This is a genomic window from Streptomyces sp. V4I2 (genome assembly GCF_030817655.1).
GTDB classification, from domain to species: Bacteria; Actinomycetota; Actinomycetes; order Streptomycetales; family Streptomycetaceae; genus Streptomyces; species Streptomyces plumbiresistens.
Genome location: NZ_JAUSZM010000003.1, coordinates 1,681,696 through 1,696,530, shown reverse-complemented (window position 1 = coordinate 1,696,530; position 14,835 = coordinate 1,681,696). Strand labels below are relative to the sequence as shown.

At 72.2% G+C, this 14,835-nt stretch carries 15 protein-coding genes; 6 read left to right on the top strand and 9 right to left on the bottom strand.

The annotated features are described in order from the left end of the window. Positions 1-6 precede the first annotated feature (6 nt). From QFZ76_RS08640 to QFZ76_RS08620, 5 genes are all read right to left on the bottom strand, one after another. Positions 7-243, bottom strand: coding sequence for a DUF6213 family protein (locus QFZ76_RS08640; RefSeq protein ID WP_053751099.1), 237 nt, complete (start codon positions 241-243; stop codon positions 7-9). A 25-nt stretch (positions 244-268) separates the two neighbouring features. Next, complete coding sequence (locus QFZ76_RS08635; RefSeq protein WP_307673164.1) at positions 269-1,654, bottom strand: NADP-dependent succinic semialdehyde dehydrogenase; 1,386 nt, start codon at positions 1,652-1,654, stop codon at positions 269-271. A 75-nt stretch (positions 1,655-1,729) separates the two neighbouring features. Then, the gene (locus tag QFZ76_RS08630) at positions 1,730-2,188 is read right to left on the bottom strand and encodes an NUDIX domain-containing protein (protein WP_307673163.1); all 459 of its coding nucleotides are present in this window, start codon (positions 2,186-2,188) and stop codon (positions 1,730-1,732) included. After that, entirely contained in the window at positions 2,185-3,723 is a 1,539-nt protein-coding gene (locus tag QFZ76_RS08625) for an ATP-dependent DNA ligase (RefSeq protein WP_307673162.1), read from the bottom strand. The genes QFZ76_RS08630 and QFZ76_RS08625 overlap by 4 nt, the downstream gene beginning before the upstream one ends. Before the next feature lie 29 nt (positions 3,724-3,752). Then, positions 3,753-4,706 carry an NAD(P)/FAD-dependent oxidoreductase gene (locus QFZ76_RS08620; RefSeq protein ID WP_307673161.1) on the bottom strand — a complete coding sequence of 318 codons (954 nt, stop codon included), beginning with the start codon at positions 4,704-4,706 and terminating at the stop codon, positions 3,753-3,755. 69 nt (positions 4,707-4,775) lie between these two features. Between QFZ76_RS08620 and QFZ76_RS08615 the strand changes: the two genes are divergently transcribed. From QFZ76_RS08615 to QFZ76_RS08590, 6 genes are all read left to right on the top strand, one after another. Further along, the gene (locus QFZ76_RS08615) at positions 4,776-5,357 is read left to right on the top strand and encodes a helix-turn-helix domain-containing protein (protein WP_307673160.1); all 582 of its coding nucleotides are present in this window, start codon (positions 4,776-4,778) and stop codon (positions 5,355-5,357) included. A gap of 95 nt (positions 5,358-5,452) precedes the next feature. Continuing rightward, entirely contained in the window at positions 5,453-6,430 is a 978-nt protein-coding gene (locus QFZ76_RS08610; protein ID WP_307673159.1) for an NADPH:quinone oxidoreductase family protein, read from the top strand. Then, positions 6,427-7,608 (top strand): acyl-CoA dehydrogenase family protein, encoded by a 1,182-nt coding sequence (locus QFZ76_RS08605; protein ID WP_307673158.1) that lies wholly within the window; start codon positions 6,427-6,429, stop codon positions 7,606-7,608. The genes QFZ76_RS08610 and QFZ76_RS08605 overlap by 4 nt, the downstream gene beginning before the upstream one ends. Further along, the gene (locus QFZ76_RS08600; protein ID WP_307673157.1) at positions 7,605-8,687 is read left to right on the top strand and encodes an acyl-CoA dehydrogenase family protein; all 1,083 of its coding nucleotides are present in this window, start codon (positions 7,605-7,607) and stop codon (positions 8,685-8,687) included. Before QFZ76_RS08605 ends, QFZ76_RS08600 begins: the two co-directional genes overlap by 4 nt. 182 nt (positions 8,688-8,869) lie before the next feature. Further along, the gene (locus QFZ76_RS08595) at positions 8,870-9,727 is read left to right on the top strand and encodes a phosphatidylinositol-specific phospholipase C/glycerophosphodiester phosphodiesterase family protein (protein WP_307673156.1); all 858 of its coding nucleotides are present in this window, start codon (positions 8,870-8,872) and stop codon (positions 9,725-9,727) included. A 138-nt stretch (positions 9,728-9,865) separates the two neighbouring features. Further along, positions 9,866-10,060, top strand: coding sequence for a hypothetical protein (locus tag QFZ76_RS08590; protein WP_266443837.1), 195 nt, complete (start codon positions 9,866-9,868; stop codon positions 10,058-10,060). 3 nt (positions 10,061-10,063) lie between these two features. Here the strand turns inward: QFZ76_RS08590 and QFZ76_RS08585 are convergent, their stop codons facing one another. The 4 genes from QFZ76_RS08585 to QFZ76_RS08570 all read right to left on the bottom strand — a co-directional run bounded on the left by QFZ76_RS08585 (position 10,064) and on the right by QFZ76_RS08570 (position 14,671). Next, positions 10,064-11,302 carry a phosphodiester glycosidase family protein gene (locus QFZ76_RS08585; protein WP_373464508.1) on the bottom strand — a complete coding sequence of 413 codons (1,239 nt, stop codon included), beginning with the start codon at positions 11,300-11,302 and terminating at the stop codon, positions 10,064-10,066. Between the two features lie 75 nt (positions 11,303-11,377). Then, positions 11,378-11,761 carry a DUF779 domain-containing protein gene (locus QFZ76_RS08580; protein ID WP_307673154.1) on the bottom strand — a complete coding sequence of 128 codons (384 nt, stop codon included), beginning with the start codon at positions 11,759-11,761 and terminating at the stop codon, positions 11,378-11,380. A 44-nt stretch (positions 11,762-11,805) separates the two neighbouring features. Continuing rightward, positions 11,806-12,981, bottom strand: a complete 1,176-nt coding sequence (locus tag QFZ76_RS08575; protein WP_307673153.1) for a bifunctional class I SAM-dependent methyltransferase/NUDIX hydrolase — start codon at positions 12,979-12,981, stop codon at positions 11,806-11,808. A gap of 22 nt (positions 12,982-13,003) precedes the next feature. Next, positions 13,004-14,671: a transposase gene (locus QFZ76_RS08570; RefSeq protein WP_307673152.1), complete on the bottom strand. Its 1,668-nt coding sequence runs from the start codon at positions 14,669-14,671 to the stop codon at positions 13,004-13,006. Between the last annotated feature and the right edge of the window lie 164 nt (positions 14,672-14,835).

Below are 14,835 nucleotides of genomic sequence, written 5' to 3'. Positions count from 1 at the left end.
CGACCGCTATCCGGTCTGCCCGCTGCTGTGAGCGATGCACGCCACATCGATACGATCGGCCAGCTTGGCCAGCTCGATGGTCAACGCCGCCACCGTGTCCTCGTCGAGCCCGTCCTCCCCGGCCTCGACAAGGTGCAGCCACCGGCCGCCCACGGTCCGCAACAACTTGCTGACATCGGCGGCAGCCACCTGCAAGGTCCCGCGGTCGTCGACGATCAGAGGCAGAGTCACTTCGCGGTTCACAAAGGGGATCGTAGCCGCGGAAGCCTCACGCTCCGTGCCATACGGTCGTGATGTTGCAGAACTCCCGGATTCCGTGCCCGGACAGCTCACGCCCGTAGCCGGACCGCTTCACCCCGCCGAACGGGAACGCCGGATGGGACGCCGTCATCCCGTTGACGTACACGCCGCCCGCCTCCAGGTCCCGTACGAAACGGTCGACCTCGTTCTCGTCCCGGGTCCACACATTGGAACTCAGGCCGAAGGGCGAGTCGTTGGCGATCAGCACGGCCTCGTCCAGGTCGGCGGCCCGGTACAGCGTGGCGACCGGCCCGAACGCCTCCTCGCGGTGGATGCGCATCTCGCGGTCGATGCCGGCGAGGACGGTCGGCGGGTAGTACCAGCCGGGCCCCTCGGGCCGCTCCCCGCCGCACAGCACACTGGCGCCGCTGCGCTTCGCGTCGTCGACCAGCTCCTCCAGGTCGGCCCGCCCCTGTTCGCTCGCGAGCGGTCCGACCTCCGTCTCGTCCTCCAGGGGGTCGCCGATCTTCAGCGCCTTCATGCCCTCGACGAACCGCTCGGCGAACGCGTCGTACACGTCCGTGTGCACGATGAACCGCTTCGCGGCGATGCACGACTGTCCGTTGTTCTGCACGCGCGCGGTCACCGCGACCTGGGCGGCGCGGTCGATGTCCGCGGACGGCATCACGACGTACGGGTCGCTGCCGCCCAGCTCCAGCACCGTCTTCTTGACCATCTCGCCGGAGGTGGAGGCCACCGCGCGGCCCGCGGGCTCGCTGCCGGTGAGGGTGGCGGCCTTGACGCGTTCGTCGCGCAGGATCTCGTCGACCGCGGCGGAGCCGACGAGCAGGGTCTGGAAGGTGCCCTCGGTGAAGCCCGCGCGGTGGAACAGGTCTTCGAGGTAGAGGGCGGTCTGCGGGACGTTGGAGGCGTGCTTGAGCAGGCCCACGTTGCCCGCCATCAGGGCCGGGGCCGCGAAACGGACCACCTGCCACAGCGGGAAGTTCCACGGCATCACCGCGAGCACCGGGCCCAGCGGCCGGTAGCGGACCAGGGCACGGGAGGCGCCGGAGTCCTTGACGTCGGAGGCGGCGGGCTCCTCGTCGGCGAGCAGTTCCTCGGCGTGGTCGGCGTACCAGTGCATCGCTTTCGCACACTTCGCGGCCTCCGCGCGGGCCTGCTTGACCGGCTTGCCCATCTCGGTGGTCATCACGCGGCCGATGTCCCGCTGGTCCTCGTCGACGAGGTCGGCGGCCCGGTGCAGGAGACGGGCGCGCTCGGCGAACGACGTCGTCCGGTAGGTGCGGAAAGTGGCCTGCGCGAGCTGGAGCCTGCGCTCGATCTCCTCCTCGCCCATGGCCTCGTACGTCTTGAGCGTCTCGCCGTTCGCCGGGTTCACCGTTGCGATGGGCATGACGGACCTCCTCGGAGCGGACTGTGCTTCGACCTTCCCGCGCGGCGGTGGGGACCGCAACGCGTACGCATCTGCTCAGGGCGAGTGCTCCGCCAGCCGGTCCAGAAACGCGGCCTGTGCCTTGACGATCACGGACCGCGCGCGGTCCAGGTCGAACCACTCCACGCGGTCGATCTCGGGGAACTCCTGGATCTGCCCGGACTTCGCCGGCCACTCCATCCGGAAGGTGCCCGGGGTGACGGTCGCCGGATCGAGGTCGGCCTCGACCGCCCAGGCCGTGACGACCTTGCCGCCCGTCTGCCGGATTTCGCCGAGCGGTACGGCCTCGCCGTCGGGCGGGGGCAGCCCCAGCTCCTCCTGGAACTCACGGCGGGCGGCGTCCCAGGCGGGCTCGTCGGGGTCGTACTCGCCCTTCGGCACGGTCCACGCCCCCGCGTCGCGCCGCGCGAAGAACGGACCGCCCATATGGCCGAGCAGCACCTCGGGGCCGTGGCCGGTGCGGCGGAACAGCAGCATGCCCGCGCTGTGCTTCACGGCCGTACCTCCGGATGCGCCGCGAGCAGTGTCTCCACGGTGTCCGCCTCCTCCGGACGCTTGTCCTCGCGGTAGCGGACCACGCGGGCGAAGCGGAGGGTGACGCCGGCCGGGTAGCGGGTGGACTTCTGCAGACCGTCGTAGGCGATCTCCACGACGAGTTCCGGGCGTACGGTCACCACATAGCCGTTGGTGTCCACGGCCAGCTCCTGGAACCGCTCGGTCTGCCAGGTCAGCATCGCGTCGGTCATGCCCTTGAAGGTCTTGCCGAGCATCGCGAAGGAGCCGTCCGCGGTGCGGGCGCCGAGGTGGAGGTTGGAGAGCTTGCCGGTGCGGCGGCCGTGGCCCCACTCGGCGGCCAGGACCACCAGGTCGAGGGTGTGGACGGGCTTGACCTTCAGCCAGGACGCGCCGCGCCGGCCCGCGCTGTAGGGGGCGTCGAGGGACTTGACGACGACGCCCTCGTGGCCGCGCTCCAGGGTCCCGGCGAGGAACTCCTCGGCCGTGTGCACGTCCTCGGGCCCCGACACCAGGGTGCGCCGCACCCGCATCGGCTCGGGCACCAGCCGGGACAGTTCCGCGTGCCGTTCGGCGAACGGCAGGTCGAGCAGGTCGCGGTCGTCGACGGACAGGGCGTCGAAGAAGACGGGGGAGACGGGGACGGCCTCGGCCGCCGTCGTCACGTCCACGCGGGAGCCGACGCGGCCCGCGGTCTCCTGGAAGGAGCGGGGGCGGCCGTCCGCGTCGAAGGCGATGACCTCGCCGTCCAGGATGAAGCGCTCGCCCCTCAACTCCAGGGCGGCCGAGGTCAGTTCGGGCAGGCGGTCGGTGATGTCGTCGAGGGTGCGGGTGTACAGCCGTACCGTGTCGCCGTTCCGGTGGACCTGGACGCGGATGCCGTCCAGCTTCTCCTCGACCGCGCAGGCGCCGAGCTTCTCGACCGCCTCGGCCACCGAGGAGGCGCTGTGCGCCAGCATCGGCAGGACCGGGCGGCCGACGGTCAGCCGGAAGCGGTCCAGGGCGTCCGGGCCCTCCGCGAGCAGGGCCTCGGCCACCGTCTGGAGCGAGCCCGCGAGCATGACGGCTCGTCGTACGTCCGCCGACGGTGCCTGCGTCGCCTGGGCGAGGCCCTCGATCGCGACCGCGTCCAGCGCGCCCTGCCGCACCTCCCCGCTGATCAGCCCGAGCAGGAACCGCTGCTCGTCCGCCGTGGCCGCGCCCATCAGCTCGCCGACCAGCCGGGTCCGTTCGGCCTGCGAGCCGGCGCCCGAGACCTTGCCGAGCGCGCCGAGCAGGGCGTCCACCTCGCGCACCGTCAGGGTCGGCTCGGCGGCCGGGGCGACCGGCCGGCTCAGCGTCTTCCAGCCGACGCCGAGCCGGCCCTGCGGCAGGCGGCCCGCCAGATAGGGGATGACGATCGGCACGTCCGCGGCCTCGGCGTCCCGGAAGAGTTCGGCGAGAAGCGCGATCTTCCGGGAGCGCGCCGAGGTCGCGGCGACCTCCTGGGACACCTGGGCCAGCCGGGTGAGCAGCATGCAGCCATGGTGCACCGGAGGCGGACGCTCTACACCCGGACGGCCGCGACGGCCGCATCCAGGTCCGTCATCAGCAGTTCGCCGTTGATCGTGGCCGCCGCCCGGTAGCCGCCGGCCGCCGCGTTCACGACCTGCTCCGCGAAGCCCATGGCGTTGCCCGCGGACCACACCCCGGGCACGGTCGTCAGACCCGTCTCGTCGACCACGGGGTACGCGCCGAACGGGGTCTCGCGCAGCTCCGCGCCCAGGCGCCGGAGGAGATCCGTCTGCGGGACGGCCCGGGGTGCCACGAACAGCACCTCGCGGTCGTGCGTGGTGCCGTCCGCGAGCCGGAGGCCGGTGAGCCGGTCGTCCTCCGTGATCAGCTCGGAGACCTCGCCGGGCACCACCTTGACCCCGGCCGCGGCCAGCCTGCGAAGGTCGTCGTCCGACAGTTCCTCCTCGGCGACGGTGTGCAGGAAGAAGGTCACGTCCTTCGACCACTGGGACACGATCAACGCCTGGTGCACGCCCATCGGGGTGGTGGCGAGCACGCCGAACGCCCGGTCGCGCACCTCCCAGCCGTGGCAGTACGGGCAGTGCAGCACGTCCCGGCCGAAGCGCTCGGCGAGGCCCGCGACCTGCGGGAGCTCGTCCTTGAGGCCGGTCGCGATCACCAGGCGCCGGGCGTGCACGGTGCGCCCGCCCGCCAGGTCCACGGCGAAGCCCTTCCTGACGTCCACCACCCGGTCCCGGACGAGCTCGACGCCGTACCGCGCGATCTCCTCGCGGCCGACCGCCAGGAACTCGGCCGGGGACATGCCGTCCCGGGACAGATAGCCCTGCATGTGCGCGGCGGGAGCGTTGCGCGGCTCGCCCGCGTCGACGACCAGCGTGCGGCGCCGGGCGCGGCCCAGGACCAGCGCGGCGGACAGCCCGGCCGCTCCGCCGCCGACGACGACCACTTCGTACGTGTCGATGTTGTTCTCGGTCACGGTGACCACCTCCACTGAGACAGTCGCGCGGCCACTGCCGCATTGACAAACAGGTTTGCCGAAACTGCAATAGGCGTCATGAGTGACGACGACATGGACGAGGTTCTCGCGGAGGTCGGTCCCCGGCTGCGGCGGATCCGGAAGGAGCGGGGAGCCACGCTGGCCGGGCTGTCCGAGGCGACCGGCATCTCGGTGAGCACGCTGTCCCGGCTGGAGTCGGGGCTGCGCAAGCCCAGCCTGGAGCTGCTGCTGCCGATCGCGCGGGCGCACGAGGTGGCGCTGGACGAACTGGTGGGCGCGCCCGCGGTGCGCGACCCCCGGGTACGGGCCGAGCCGATCAGGCGGCACGGACGCACGTACTGGCCGCTGACCCGCCAGCCCGGCGGCCTCCAGGCCTTCAAGGTGCTGGTGCCGCAGGAGGAGAACGAGCCCGAGCCGCGGACCCATGAGGGCTACGAGTGGCTGTACGTGATGTCGGGGCGGCTGAGGATGGTGCTGGGTGATCACGACATCGTGCTGACAGCGGGGGAGGTCGTCGAGTTCGACACCCGCGTGCCGCACTGGTTCGGGTCGACGGGGGAGGGGCCGGTCGAGTTCCTGAGCCTGTTCGGGCCGCAGGGCGAGCGGATGCACGTACGGGCGCGGCCCAAGCGGTCGTGACGCACCCGACTGTTCCCTGATCGGCAAGCGACCGCTTAGTATGCGGGGGACCCCGGTCAGACGACGCAGTCCCGTGAGTCCCGTGGAGGCTTCGCATGCAGGCATGGCAAGTGCACGAGAACGGCGAGCCGGGCGAGGTGATGCGCCCGGCGGACGTGGCGCCGCCCACGCCCGGTGACGGCCAGGTCCTGCTGAAGGTGCGTGCCGCGAACATCAACTTCCCGGACGTGCTCATGGTCCGCGGCCACTACCAGGTCAGGCCGCCGCTGCCGTTCACGCCGGGCGTGGAGATCTGCGGCGAGACCGAGGACGGGCGGCGGGTCATCGCCAACCCCGCGCTGCCGTACGGCGGGTTCGCCGAGTACGCCCTCGCGGACGCCGCCGCCCTGCTGCCCGCCCCCGACTCGCTGGACGACGCCGAGGCCGCCGCCCTGCACATCGGCTACCAGACGGGCTGGTTCGGTCTGCACCGGCGGGCCCGCCTGGAAGCCGGCGAGACGCTGCTCGTCCACGCTGCCGCCGGAGGGGTCGGCAGCGCGGCCGTGCAGCTGGGGAAGGCGGCCGGTGCCACCGTGATCGGCGTCGTCGGCGGTGCCGAAAAGGCCGCCGTGGCCCGCGAGCTGGGCTGTGACGTGGTGATCGACCGGCGGAGCGAGGACGTCGTCGCCGCCGTGAAGGAGGCGAGCGGCGGCCGGGGTGCCGACGTCGTCTACGACCCCGTGGGCGGCGAGGCCTACACCCAGTCCGCCAAGGTCGTCGCCTTCGAGGGCCGGATCGTCGTCGTCGGCTTCGCCAGCGGCACGATTCCCAGCCCGTCGCTCAACCACGCCCTGGTGAAGAACTACTCGGTCCTCGGCCTGCACTGGGGCCTGTACAACACCAAGAACCCGAAGCTGGTCCAGCACTGCCACGAACAGCTCACCGAGCTGGCCGCCCGGGGCGCGATCAAGCCGCTGGTCAGCGAGCGAGTGCCGCTGGGCGGAGCCGCGGCGGCCGTGCAGCGGGTCGCCGACGGTGTCACCACCGGCCGGGTCGTCGTCGTCCCGGGCCTCACCGCAGGAGGCGCGGCATGACCGACGCAGCCGACCTCAGGCGCCGCAGCACCGAGTTGCTGGCCACGTACCCGCCTGCGACCACCGACCGGACGGACTTCCTCAAGGCCCGCTTCGACGCCGGACTGGCCTGGGTGCACTACCCGCAGGGCCTCGGCGGACTCGGCGCCCCGCGCTCCCTCCAGGCCGTGGTGGACGCCGAGCTGGAGGCCGCGGACGCCCCCGACAACGACCCGCGGCGCATCGGCATCGGACTGGGCATGGCCGCGCCGACGATCCTGAAGTACGGCACCGAGGAGCAGAAGCAGCGGTATCTGCGGCCCTTGTGGGTGGGGGAGGAGGTCTGGTGCCAGCTGTTCAGCGAGCCCGGCGCCGGATCCGATCTCGCGGCGCTCGGTACCCGCGCCGTCCGTGAAGGCGACGAGTGGGTCGTCAACGGGCAGAAGGTGTGGACGTCCAGCGCCCACCTCGCCCGCTGGGCCATCCTCATCGCCCGCACCGACCCGGACGTGCCCAAGCACCGGGGCATCACCTACTTCATCTGCGACATGACCGACCCGGGTGTCGAGGTACGGCCGCTGCGGCAGATCACCGGCGAGGCCGAGTTCAACGAGGTGTTCCTCACCGACGTCCGCATCCCCGACTCCCGCCGCCTCGGCGAGGTCGGCGACGGCTGGCGGGTCGCGCAGACCACGCTGAACAACGAACGCGTCGCCATCGGCGGCATGCGGCTGCCCCGCGAGGGCGGCATGATCGGCCCCGTCTCCACGACCTGGCGCGAACGCCCCGAACTGCGCACCCACGACCTCCACCAGCGGCTGCTCAAGCTCTGGGTCGAGGCCGAGGTCGCCCGCCTCACCGGCGAACGCCTGCGCCAGCAGCTCGTCGCCGGACAGCCCGGCCCCGAGGGCGCCGGCATGAAGCTCGCGTTCGCCCGCCTCAACCAGGAGATCAGCGGCCTGGAGGTCGAACTCCTCGGCCAGGAGGGCCTGTTGTACGAGGACTGGACCATGCGCCGACCGGAACTGGTCGACTTCACCGGGCGCGACGCCGGCTACCGCTACCTCCGATCCAAGGGCAACAGCATCGAGGGCGGGACCACCGAGGTCCTGCTGAACATCGTCGCCGAGCGCGTCCTGGGCCTGCCCTCCGAGCCGCGCACCGACAAGGACGTCGCCTGGAAGGACCTCGCCCGGTGAGCACACAGACAGATCTTCTCTACTCGGAGGAGGAAGAGGCGCTCCGCTCCGCCGTCCGCGACCTGCTCACGGACCACTGCGACGCGGCGGGCGTGATCGCACGGACCGAGTCCGACGCGCCGCACGACCGCTCGCTGTGGAAGGCGCTCGCCGACGGCATGGGTCTCGCCGGGCTGCTGGTGCCCGAGGCGCAGGGCGGCCAGGGCGCCTCGCACCGCGAAGTCGCCGTCGTCCTGGAGGAGTTGGGGCGTGCGGTGGCCCCCGTGCCCTATCTGACCAGTGCCGTCGTCGCCACCGAGGCCCTGTTGGCCTGCGAGGCCGACGACCTGCTCGCCGACCTGGCGTCCGCCCGGCGTATCGGCGCCCTCGCCGTCGCCCTGAACGTCGCTCCGGGCGGCGCCTTCAAGACCGTACGGCTGGAAGACGGCACCCTGCACGGGGAGTTGACCGGCATCGCGGACGCGGCGGCGGCCGATGTGCTGCTCGTCCCCGCCGGGGACGGCGGGCTGTACGCGGTCGACGCGGACGCCGTGACCATCACCGCGCAGGTCTCGCTGGACCTGACCCGGCCGCTCGCGACCGTCACCCTCGACGGGGCTTCCGGGCGTCGGATCGGGGCGGCCGAGCCCGCCGTACGACGGGCGCTGCGGGCCGGAGCCGGGCTGCTCGCCTCCGAGCAACTCGGGCTCGCCGAATGGTCGTTGACCGAGACGGTCCGCTATCTCAAGGAACGCAAGCAGTTCAACCGCCCGGTCGGCGGCTTCCAGGCGCTCAAGCACCGGCTCGCCCAGCTGTGGCTGGAGATCGTCAACCTGCGTGCCGCCGCCCGTAACGCGGCGGACGCCCTCGCGACCGGCGAGGACGCGGACGTGGCGGTCGCCGTCGCACAGGCGTACGCGGCGCCCGTGGCCGTGCACGCGGCCGAGGAGGCCGTCCAGTTGCACGGCGGCATCGGGATGACCTGGGAGCACCCGGCCCACCTGTACCTGAAGCGGTCGAAGGCCGACTCGATCGCCTACGGGACGGCGGGCGCCCACCGGGAGGCGGTGGCCGAACTCGTCGGTCTCCAGGCTCCCTGACGTTCACCCGAAGAAGCCGGAACAAGCCCGCCCCACCTGGGGCGGGCTTGTTCGTGTACTCCGCACCGACGAAGTGAACGAACAGCGGCAGTCCGGCCAACTCCTCGCCCAGCACTGCTCCTTGGGCCCTTCCGGAACGCATACTCTCTGCGGTCCCGTAAGGCCTACCAGGGAGGCAGAGCATGCCCCTCACCACCCGTCGCAGAGCCCTCACCACCCTCGGCGCCGCCCTCGCGGGCACGGTCGCCCTGCCCGCCACCAGTGCGCTGGCCGGCGAACAGAAGCACCGCCCGCGGCCGTTGTGGCGCGCCCACGCCCACAACGACTACGAGCACCCGCGCCCCCTCCTCGACGCCCTCGACCACCGCTTCGGCAGCCTCGAGGCCGACATCTTCCTCGTCGGCGGCCAGCTCCTCGTCGCCCACGACCCGGTCGACCTCGACCCGGCCCGCACCCTCGAATCCCTCTACCTCGACCCTCTCGCCGCCCGCGTCAGGGCCAACCACGGCTCCGTCTACCGGGGTTACCGCAAGCCGCTGCAACTGCTCATCGACATCAAGACCGAGGGCTCGTCGACGTACCTCGAACTCGACCGGCACCTGAAGCGCTACAAGCACCTGTTCACGACGTACGCCCACGGCCGCGTCCTGCCCGGCCCGGTCACCGCCGTGATCTCCGGCGACCGCGCCGCCCGTGCGCCCATGGAGGCGCAGACCGTCCGGCGCGCCTTCTACGACGGCCGGCTCGCCGACCTCGGGACCTCGGCGCCCGCCTCCTTCGTCCCGCTGATCAGCGACAACTGGACGCTCAACTTCACCTGGCTGGGCGTCGGAGCCTTCCCGGACGCCGAACGGCAGAAGCTGCGGACCATCATGCGGACGGCGCACGCACGCGGGCAGAAGGTCCGGTTCTGGGCCACCCCGGACCTGCCCGGCCCCGCCCGGGACGCCCTGTGGGCCGAACTGCTCGCCGCCGACGTCGACTACATCAACACGGACGACCTCGCCGGACTGGAAGCCTTCCTGGACGCCCACCGGTAAACCCGGACGCCCACCGGTAAATTACAGACGTCACACGTTCGGGGGACAGGTCAGCTGCCCGGACGAAGCCTCCGCTACGCCACACTTGCGGCCGAACGCCGTGAACCGGACATGGCGGCGTGGCGGAGGAGGCTGACGATGGCGATTTCCATCTCTTTTGTGCTGCTCTTGGCGATCCTGGCGGTGATCTTCCTGCGCAGTGGCGCACTGAAGTTCCCCCACGCGCTGGTGTGCCTGCTACTCGGCTTCTGTCTGGCCGGCACGAACATCGCTCCCAGCATCAACAGTGGCCTGACGGCGACGGCGGACATCGTCAGCACCCTCAGACCGTGAGCGTCACGGGGTCGTGAAGACCCCGATGCCGTTCGGGACGGGACGTTCCGCGCCCGCGGACGGATGGTTCCGTACGGTGACGGCGGTGGCGCCCGGATCGCGGGCGACCAGGGTCGTCGACCCGCCGCCGTCCAGGCTGAAGGCGTGGGCCGCCCCCAACTCCCGCATGATCTCGGCCACTTCGGCGATCGTCAGACCGGTGCGGTACTCGGGCGCCCCGTCCAGTGCGAGCAACAGCAGGCGCCGTCCGCCGTCCGTGATGCCCGCGGCGGTGCGTACGGCCGAGGTCGTGTCGTCCAGGCCCGGCAGCGGCCGACCGTCCCTGAGGACCGGGTAGCCGCCGAGCGCGAAGCGGTACGGGATCTTCGACACGGACGGCACCAGCCGGTGCCGCACCGTCACCGTCTCGCCGGTGGACAGCTTCCGCAGGTGCTGGGCGCCCGCCTCCCGGCCGACGAGCACCGTGGTGCCGGCGGCGATGGGCCCGCTGCCGGGGCGGTCCGCGGCCGACACGACGCGTCCGTCGCGGACCGTCACCTCGTAGGTGTCCGTGCTGCACGGAGCGGCCCGCTCGGTGTCCGTGCCGCAGGTCGCCCGGACCCGGGAGGCACTGCCCCAGTCCGCGGTGAACGCCCCGACGGACCCGACCGGCAGCGCGTACTGGTTCAGCCCGCCGAGCGGCAGCCGCTCCTCCGGCGTGCGGACCGAGCCTACGAGGGACAGCCCGTCCATCCGGGCCCGGCGGTCGACGCCCACCCCGATCACGTGCCTGGTGCTCGTGCCGGGCGGCAGCGCCGGACCGAAGCGCTGGCCATCAGGGACCGCCGCCTTGAGGACGTGGCCCTTGGCGATCGCCGGTCCCACGCTCGCGCCGGTGGCCTGCACGCCGGGGTGCTGGGTCTCGGTGATGTTGAAGAAGTCGCCGTTGACGCCCGCCACGGCACCCGTGGCGTCGGCCATGGTGGAGACGGTGGCCCGCGCGGCGACCGCCCCCGGATACAGCAGGTCCACGCGAACGCGCGGATCGAGCAGGTCGACGGTCAGTACATGGGCGTGCGCGGTGCCCTTGGCCGCCGGGATGTCGAACTGCTCGTACTCGACACCCGCGGCGATCCGGGCCGGCTCCTGCACGGCGCCGGCCGGTGCCGCCCCCAGCAGAGCCGCACCGGCCAGCGTGCCGAGTGCCGTGAGTAACGTCAGTGCCGATCTGCCCGCCACGAACCATACTTGACGATGCGTCACCATTCCCCCTGAGGGCTCGTCAACTGTCACAGGACTCAGGGAGAGTGCACCAGACGTCGACGGCCGTGGGGGTGGCTACGCGTCGACGAGCCGCGAACGGATGAGGAAACGCACCCCCTCGGGGGCCTCCAGCGAGAACCCGCTGCCCCGGCCCGCGACGACGTCCACGATCAGCCGGGTGTGGCTCCACACCTCGTACTGGCTCCGCGACATCCAGAACATCACCGGCTCCTCGACCCCGGGCACGTCCAGCTCTGCGAGCAGCACGTCCGAGCCGCCGGTGCGGAACTCGCCGGCCGGGTAGCACATGGGGGCGCTGCCGTCGCAGCAGCCGCCGGACTGGTGGAACATCAGCGGACCGTGCGTCTCACGCAGCCGGCGCAGCAGGTCGGCCGCGGCGGGGGTGAGCTCGACGCGGGGGACCTCGTGGTGTGCGGGGAGTGCGGATTCCTGGGGCATGGTCAGCGAGTGCAGCACGGGGAAGGTTGCGAGGGGGTTGCGGGTCAGTCGCCGTACGGAGTGAAGTGTGCCGGCGTGTGGTCGATCGGCAGGTCCGGACGCCAGGCGGTGAGGCCCTGGGCGCTGCACACGAACAGGTTCTCCGGCAGCCGGTCCAGGGCGAACCAGCGCCAGTCGCCGACCCGTTCGCCGGGCTGGTCGGCGGCCTCACCGTGCCAGGCCGTCACCCGGGCGGCCACGGTGACCCGTACGACACCGTCGACGTGGTCGAGGAGCGTGCCCAGAAGCCGTACGGCGGCCGGGCGGGCGTCGATCCCGGTCTCCTCACGGAGTTCCCGCACGACCGTCTCCCGGAGCGACTCGCCGGGTTCCACCGTGCCGCCGGGCAGCTCCCAGGTGCCGCGGCGGTGACGGCCCAGGAGCAGGCCGCGCGGGCCGTACAGGATGGCGCCGACCCCGATCGCCGCGTGTGGGACCGGCGGCCGCGAGGAGCGGGGGCGGGAGGAGACGCGGACGGGGCGGGTCGCCCGGAAGACCCGGTAGGAGGCGTGGTTGTCCTCGCCCGGCGCGTCGAGGACCTCGACGCCCTCGACACGCAGCCCGTGCTCGGCGAGCAGATCCGTCCAGAGCTCCGGGGTGAGCACCCACATCCGGACGGTCGTCCCACCGCCGTCGGCGAACGAAAGGATCTCTGGCCGGGACGCGAGGACGGACGAGGGACCGTCGCCGTGCGAGTTGGTGTGGAGCACGGTGAAACACAGCGTCCCGCCGGACCTGAGCGCGCCGACCAGGGCGGGCAGCAGCCGACGGGGATCGATGTACGGGACGGCGTTGACGGAGTAGATGACGTCGTACGGCTCGGACGCCCGCAGGTGCTCGACGGCGTCGGCCCGGACCAGCCGCAGGCCGGGCAGTGAGCCGTAGCGGGCGCGGGCCCGCTCGTACTGGCTCGGCGAGGAGTCGACCGCGTCCACGCGGGCGCCGTGGGCGCGCACGAGGTGCGCGGCGTGCCGGGCCGGACCGCAGCCGAGGTCGAGGACCCGCCGGCCCGACAGCTCGCCGAGGATCTCGGCGCTCGGGCCGGTGTCCCGGATGCCCCAGTCGAGCCGCTCCACCTCCGGCAGGACGGTGCCGCGCCGCAGGTGGTGGGTGCCGTACGCCTGCCAGGCGTCGGCGTTGACCGACTCGGCCTCCTCCGAGTCGGGGTGGTGGTCCGTCAAGATGCCTCCTGGGTAACCGTTCCTAGAGACTGAGCGGGAGTGAGTTCTGTTGCCAGGACTGCTGCTCAGCCGGGTGTCCCGAACGGTGTTGGGCACCCTGGTCGCCCGCTTTCGCTCCACCACCGGGCGGCGCGCATCGTGTGCGCGGTCCGGGAAGGTGGGGGCGGGGTTCCTCACGCCGTCGGGTGTCCGGTCGGGCCTGGGCGGTCCGATGCCCACCACGATCACTCTGGTCGGGGTGGGGCGGTGTCGTCCTCCCCCAGTGCCTTAAGGGCCTGGGAGGTGCCCCCAGCCGGATCGGGTGTCCGAGGGCGCGTCGCCCGACCGCGATGCTCGCCGCATCGTGCCGGGACGTCTTGCGTCGTGGGGTGGTCAGGGGCTTCTGCCAGTGCTGGGCACCCCACCGACTGGTGTAGGCCGGGTCGACCGCCACGACGGCCAGATTCTGTTCGGCGGCCATCGACATCAGCCGGGCCTTGAGTTTGGCGGTGGGGAAGCGGGACAGCAGGCGGCGGAAGCGTTTGTTGCGGCCGTGCTTCTCCCGGCTGGTGCCGTCGGTGAAGTCGAGGTCCTCGATGGCGATCGCGGCGGTCCCGCAGCGCCGGGCGTAATGCAGCAGCCGGGTCAGGGCGTGCCGGAGCTGCGCGTCCCGGTGCTCGGTACTGCCGGTGAGGTCGTAGAAGAACCGTTGTGGTTCGCCGACCGGGTTGCCGTGGACGTCGAGGTGCCAGGCGGCGAGGTGGTCGTCGTTCATGTCCACCCCCACCATCCCCCGGGCCAGGGCCGCCTGAAGCGGCAGGACGGGGGCGGCGGCGCGCTGCCAGGACGCGGTGACATACCAGCGGCCGCGCGCGGTGTCGTGGTGGATGCGGTAGGCCACCGCCCGGTTGGCGGTGATCCGGTCACGCCACTCCTGCCCCCGGTGCCGGAACGCCACCGTCGCGTCCAGGACGTAACGGCCGTGCGGCGCGTTGGCCAGGTGGGCCAGCGGGGCCGGGAGCTTGACCGAGATCTGTCCGGTGTCGGTGACGCGGATCGTCTCGTTGCCGAACCGCTTGCCGGACTCCCCATCAGCGGTCAGGAACATCCGCTCCGCCCGCCACCGCTCCCGCCACGCCGCTGCCTCCAGGCCAGCCGCCTCAAGGTGGTGACGGGCGTTCGCGAGACGTTTGCCGCCGCGCACCACCTGCACCCGGCCCGCCGCCCGGTCCGCCTCCACCACCACGAGACGGTCGTTCAGGGTCTGCAGGCGACGGGACTTGGCATGCCACTCACCACGCGAGGCATAGCCGCGCGCCAGCCCTGTCCGCTTGTCGGCCCTGGCGCCCAGCGGCCGGGCCAGCCGCGCCTCAATGGACGCGATCTGCCTGTGCAGCCAGGCCAGGTGGGTGGCCTGGCCGCGCCTCGCCAGCGCCCACTGGTCATGGGTGGCCTTGGTGATACTGCCCGCCCAGCGCGCCGACGACCTCCCGGTCAGCGCCCGCTTGCGCACCGCCCACGAGGCCGCATCATGCACCAACCCCTGCCGGGAGCGCTCCGCGAGATCCGCCGCCGCCAGCGACCCCAGGAACATCCCGACCTCGGCGAGGACCGCCGCATCCGACTCGCTCACCCGCAGCCGGTCCCGGATCGCCACCCCGGCCGGGCCGGGCACCACGAACGACGCCGTCACCTTCCGCAGTGCGCTCACCCGTTCACCCCCGCCCGGCCGAAGATCCCCGTCACCGAAGTCAACGAGCAGCCTCCGCAAAGGTCACCCATTCGACCCAAGAACTCCCGTTCCCCTCCCGAAGAACCAACACCACAGCACACCCCAGGCAGGGGGAGCCCTCTGACGCACAGCGGAACAACCGC

Bases quoted from the DNA above. Each gene is read 5' to 3' on its own strand.
- QFZ76_RS08635 (WP_307673164.1), bottom strand. From the start codon at position 1,654: ATGCCCATCGCAACGGTGAACCCGGCGAACGGCGAGACGCTCAAGACG.
- QFZ76_RS08625 (WP_307673162.1), bottom strand. From the start codon at position 3,723: ATGCTGCTCACCCGGCTGGCCCAGGTGTCCCAGGAGGTCGCCGCGACC.
- QFZ76_RS08615 (WP_307673160.1), top strand. From the start codon at position 4,776: ATGAGTGACGACGACATGGACGAGGTTCTCGCGGAGGTCGGTCCCCGG.
- QFZ76_RS08610 (WP_307673159.1), top strand. From the start codon at position 5,453: ATGCAGGCATGGCAAGTGCACGAGAACGGCGAGCCGGGCGAGGTGATG.
- QFZ76_RS08605 (WP_307673158.1), top strand. From the start codon at position 6,427: ATGACCGACGCAGCCGACCTCAGGCGCCGCAGCACCGAGTTGCTGGCC.
- QFZ76_RS08595 (WP_307673156.1), top strand. From the start codon at position 8,870: ATGCCCCTCACCACCCGTCGCAGAGCCCTCACCACCCTCGGCGCCGCC.
- QFZ76_RS08590 (WP_266443837.1), top strand. From the start codon at position 9,866: ATGGCGATTTCCATCTCTTTTGTGCTGCTCTTGGCGATCCTGGCGGTG.
- QFZ76_RS08580 (WP_307673154.1), bottom strand. From the start codon at position 11,761: ATGCCCCAGGAATCCGCACTCCCCGCACACCACGAGGTCCCCCGCGTC.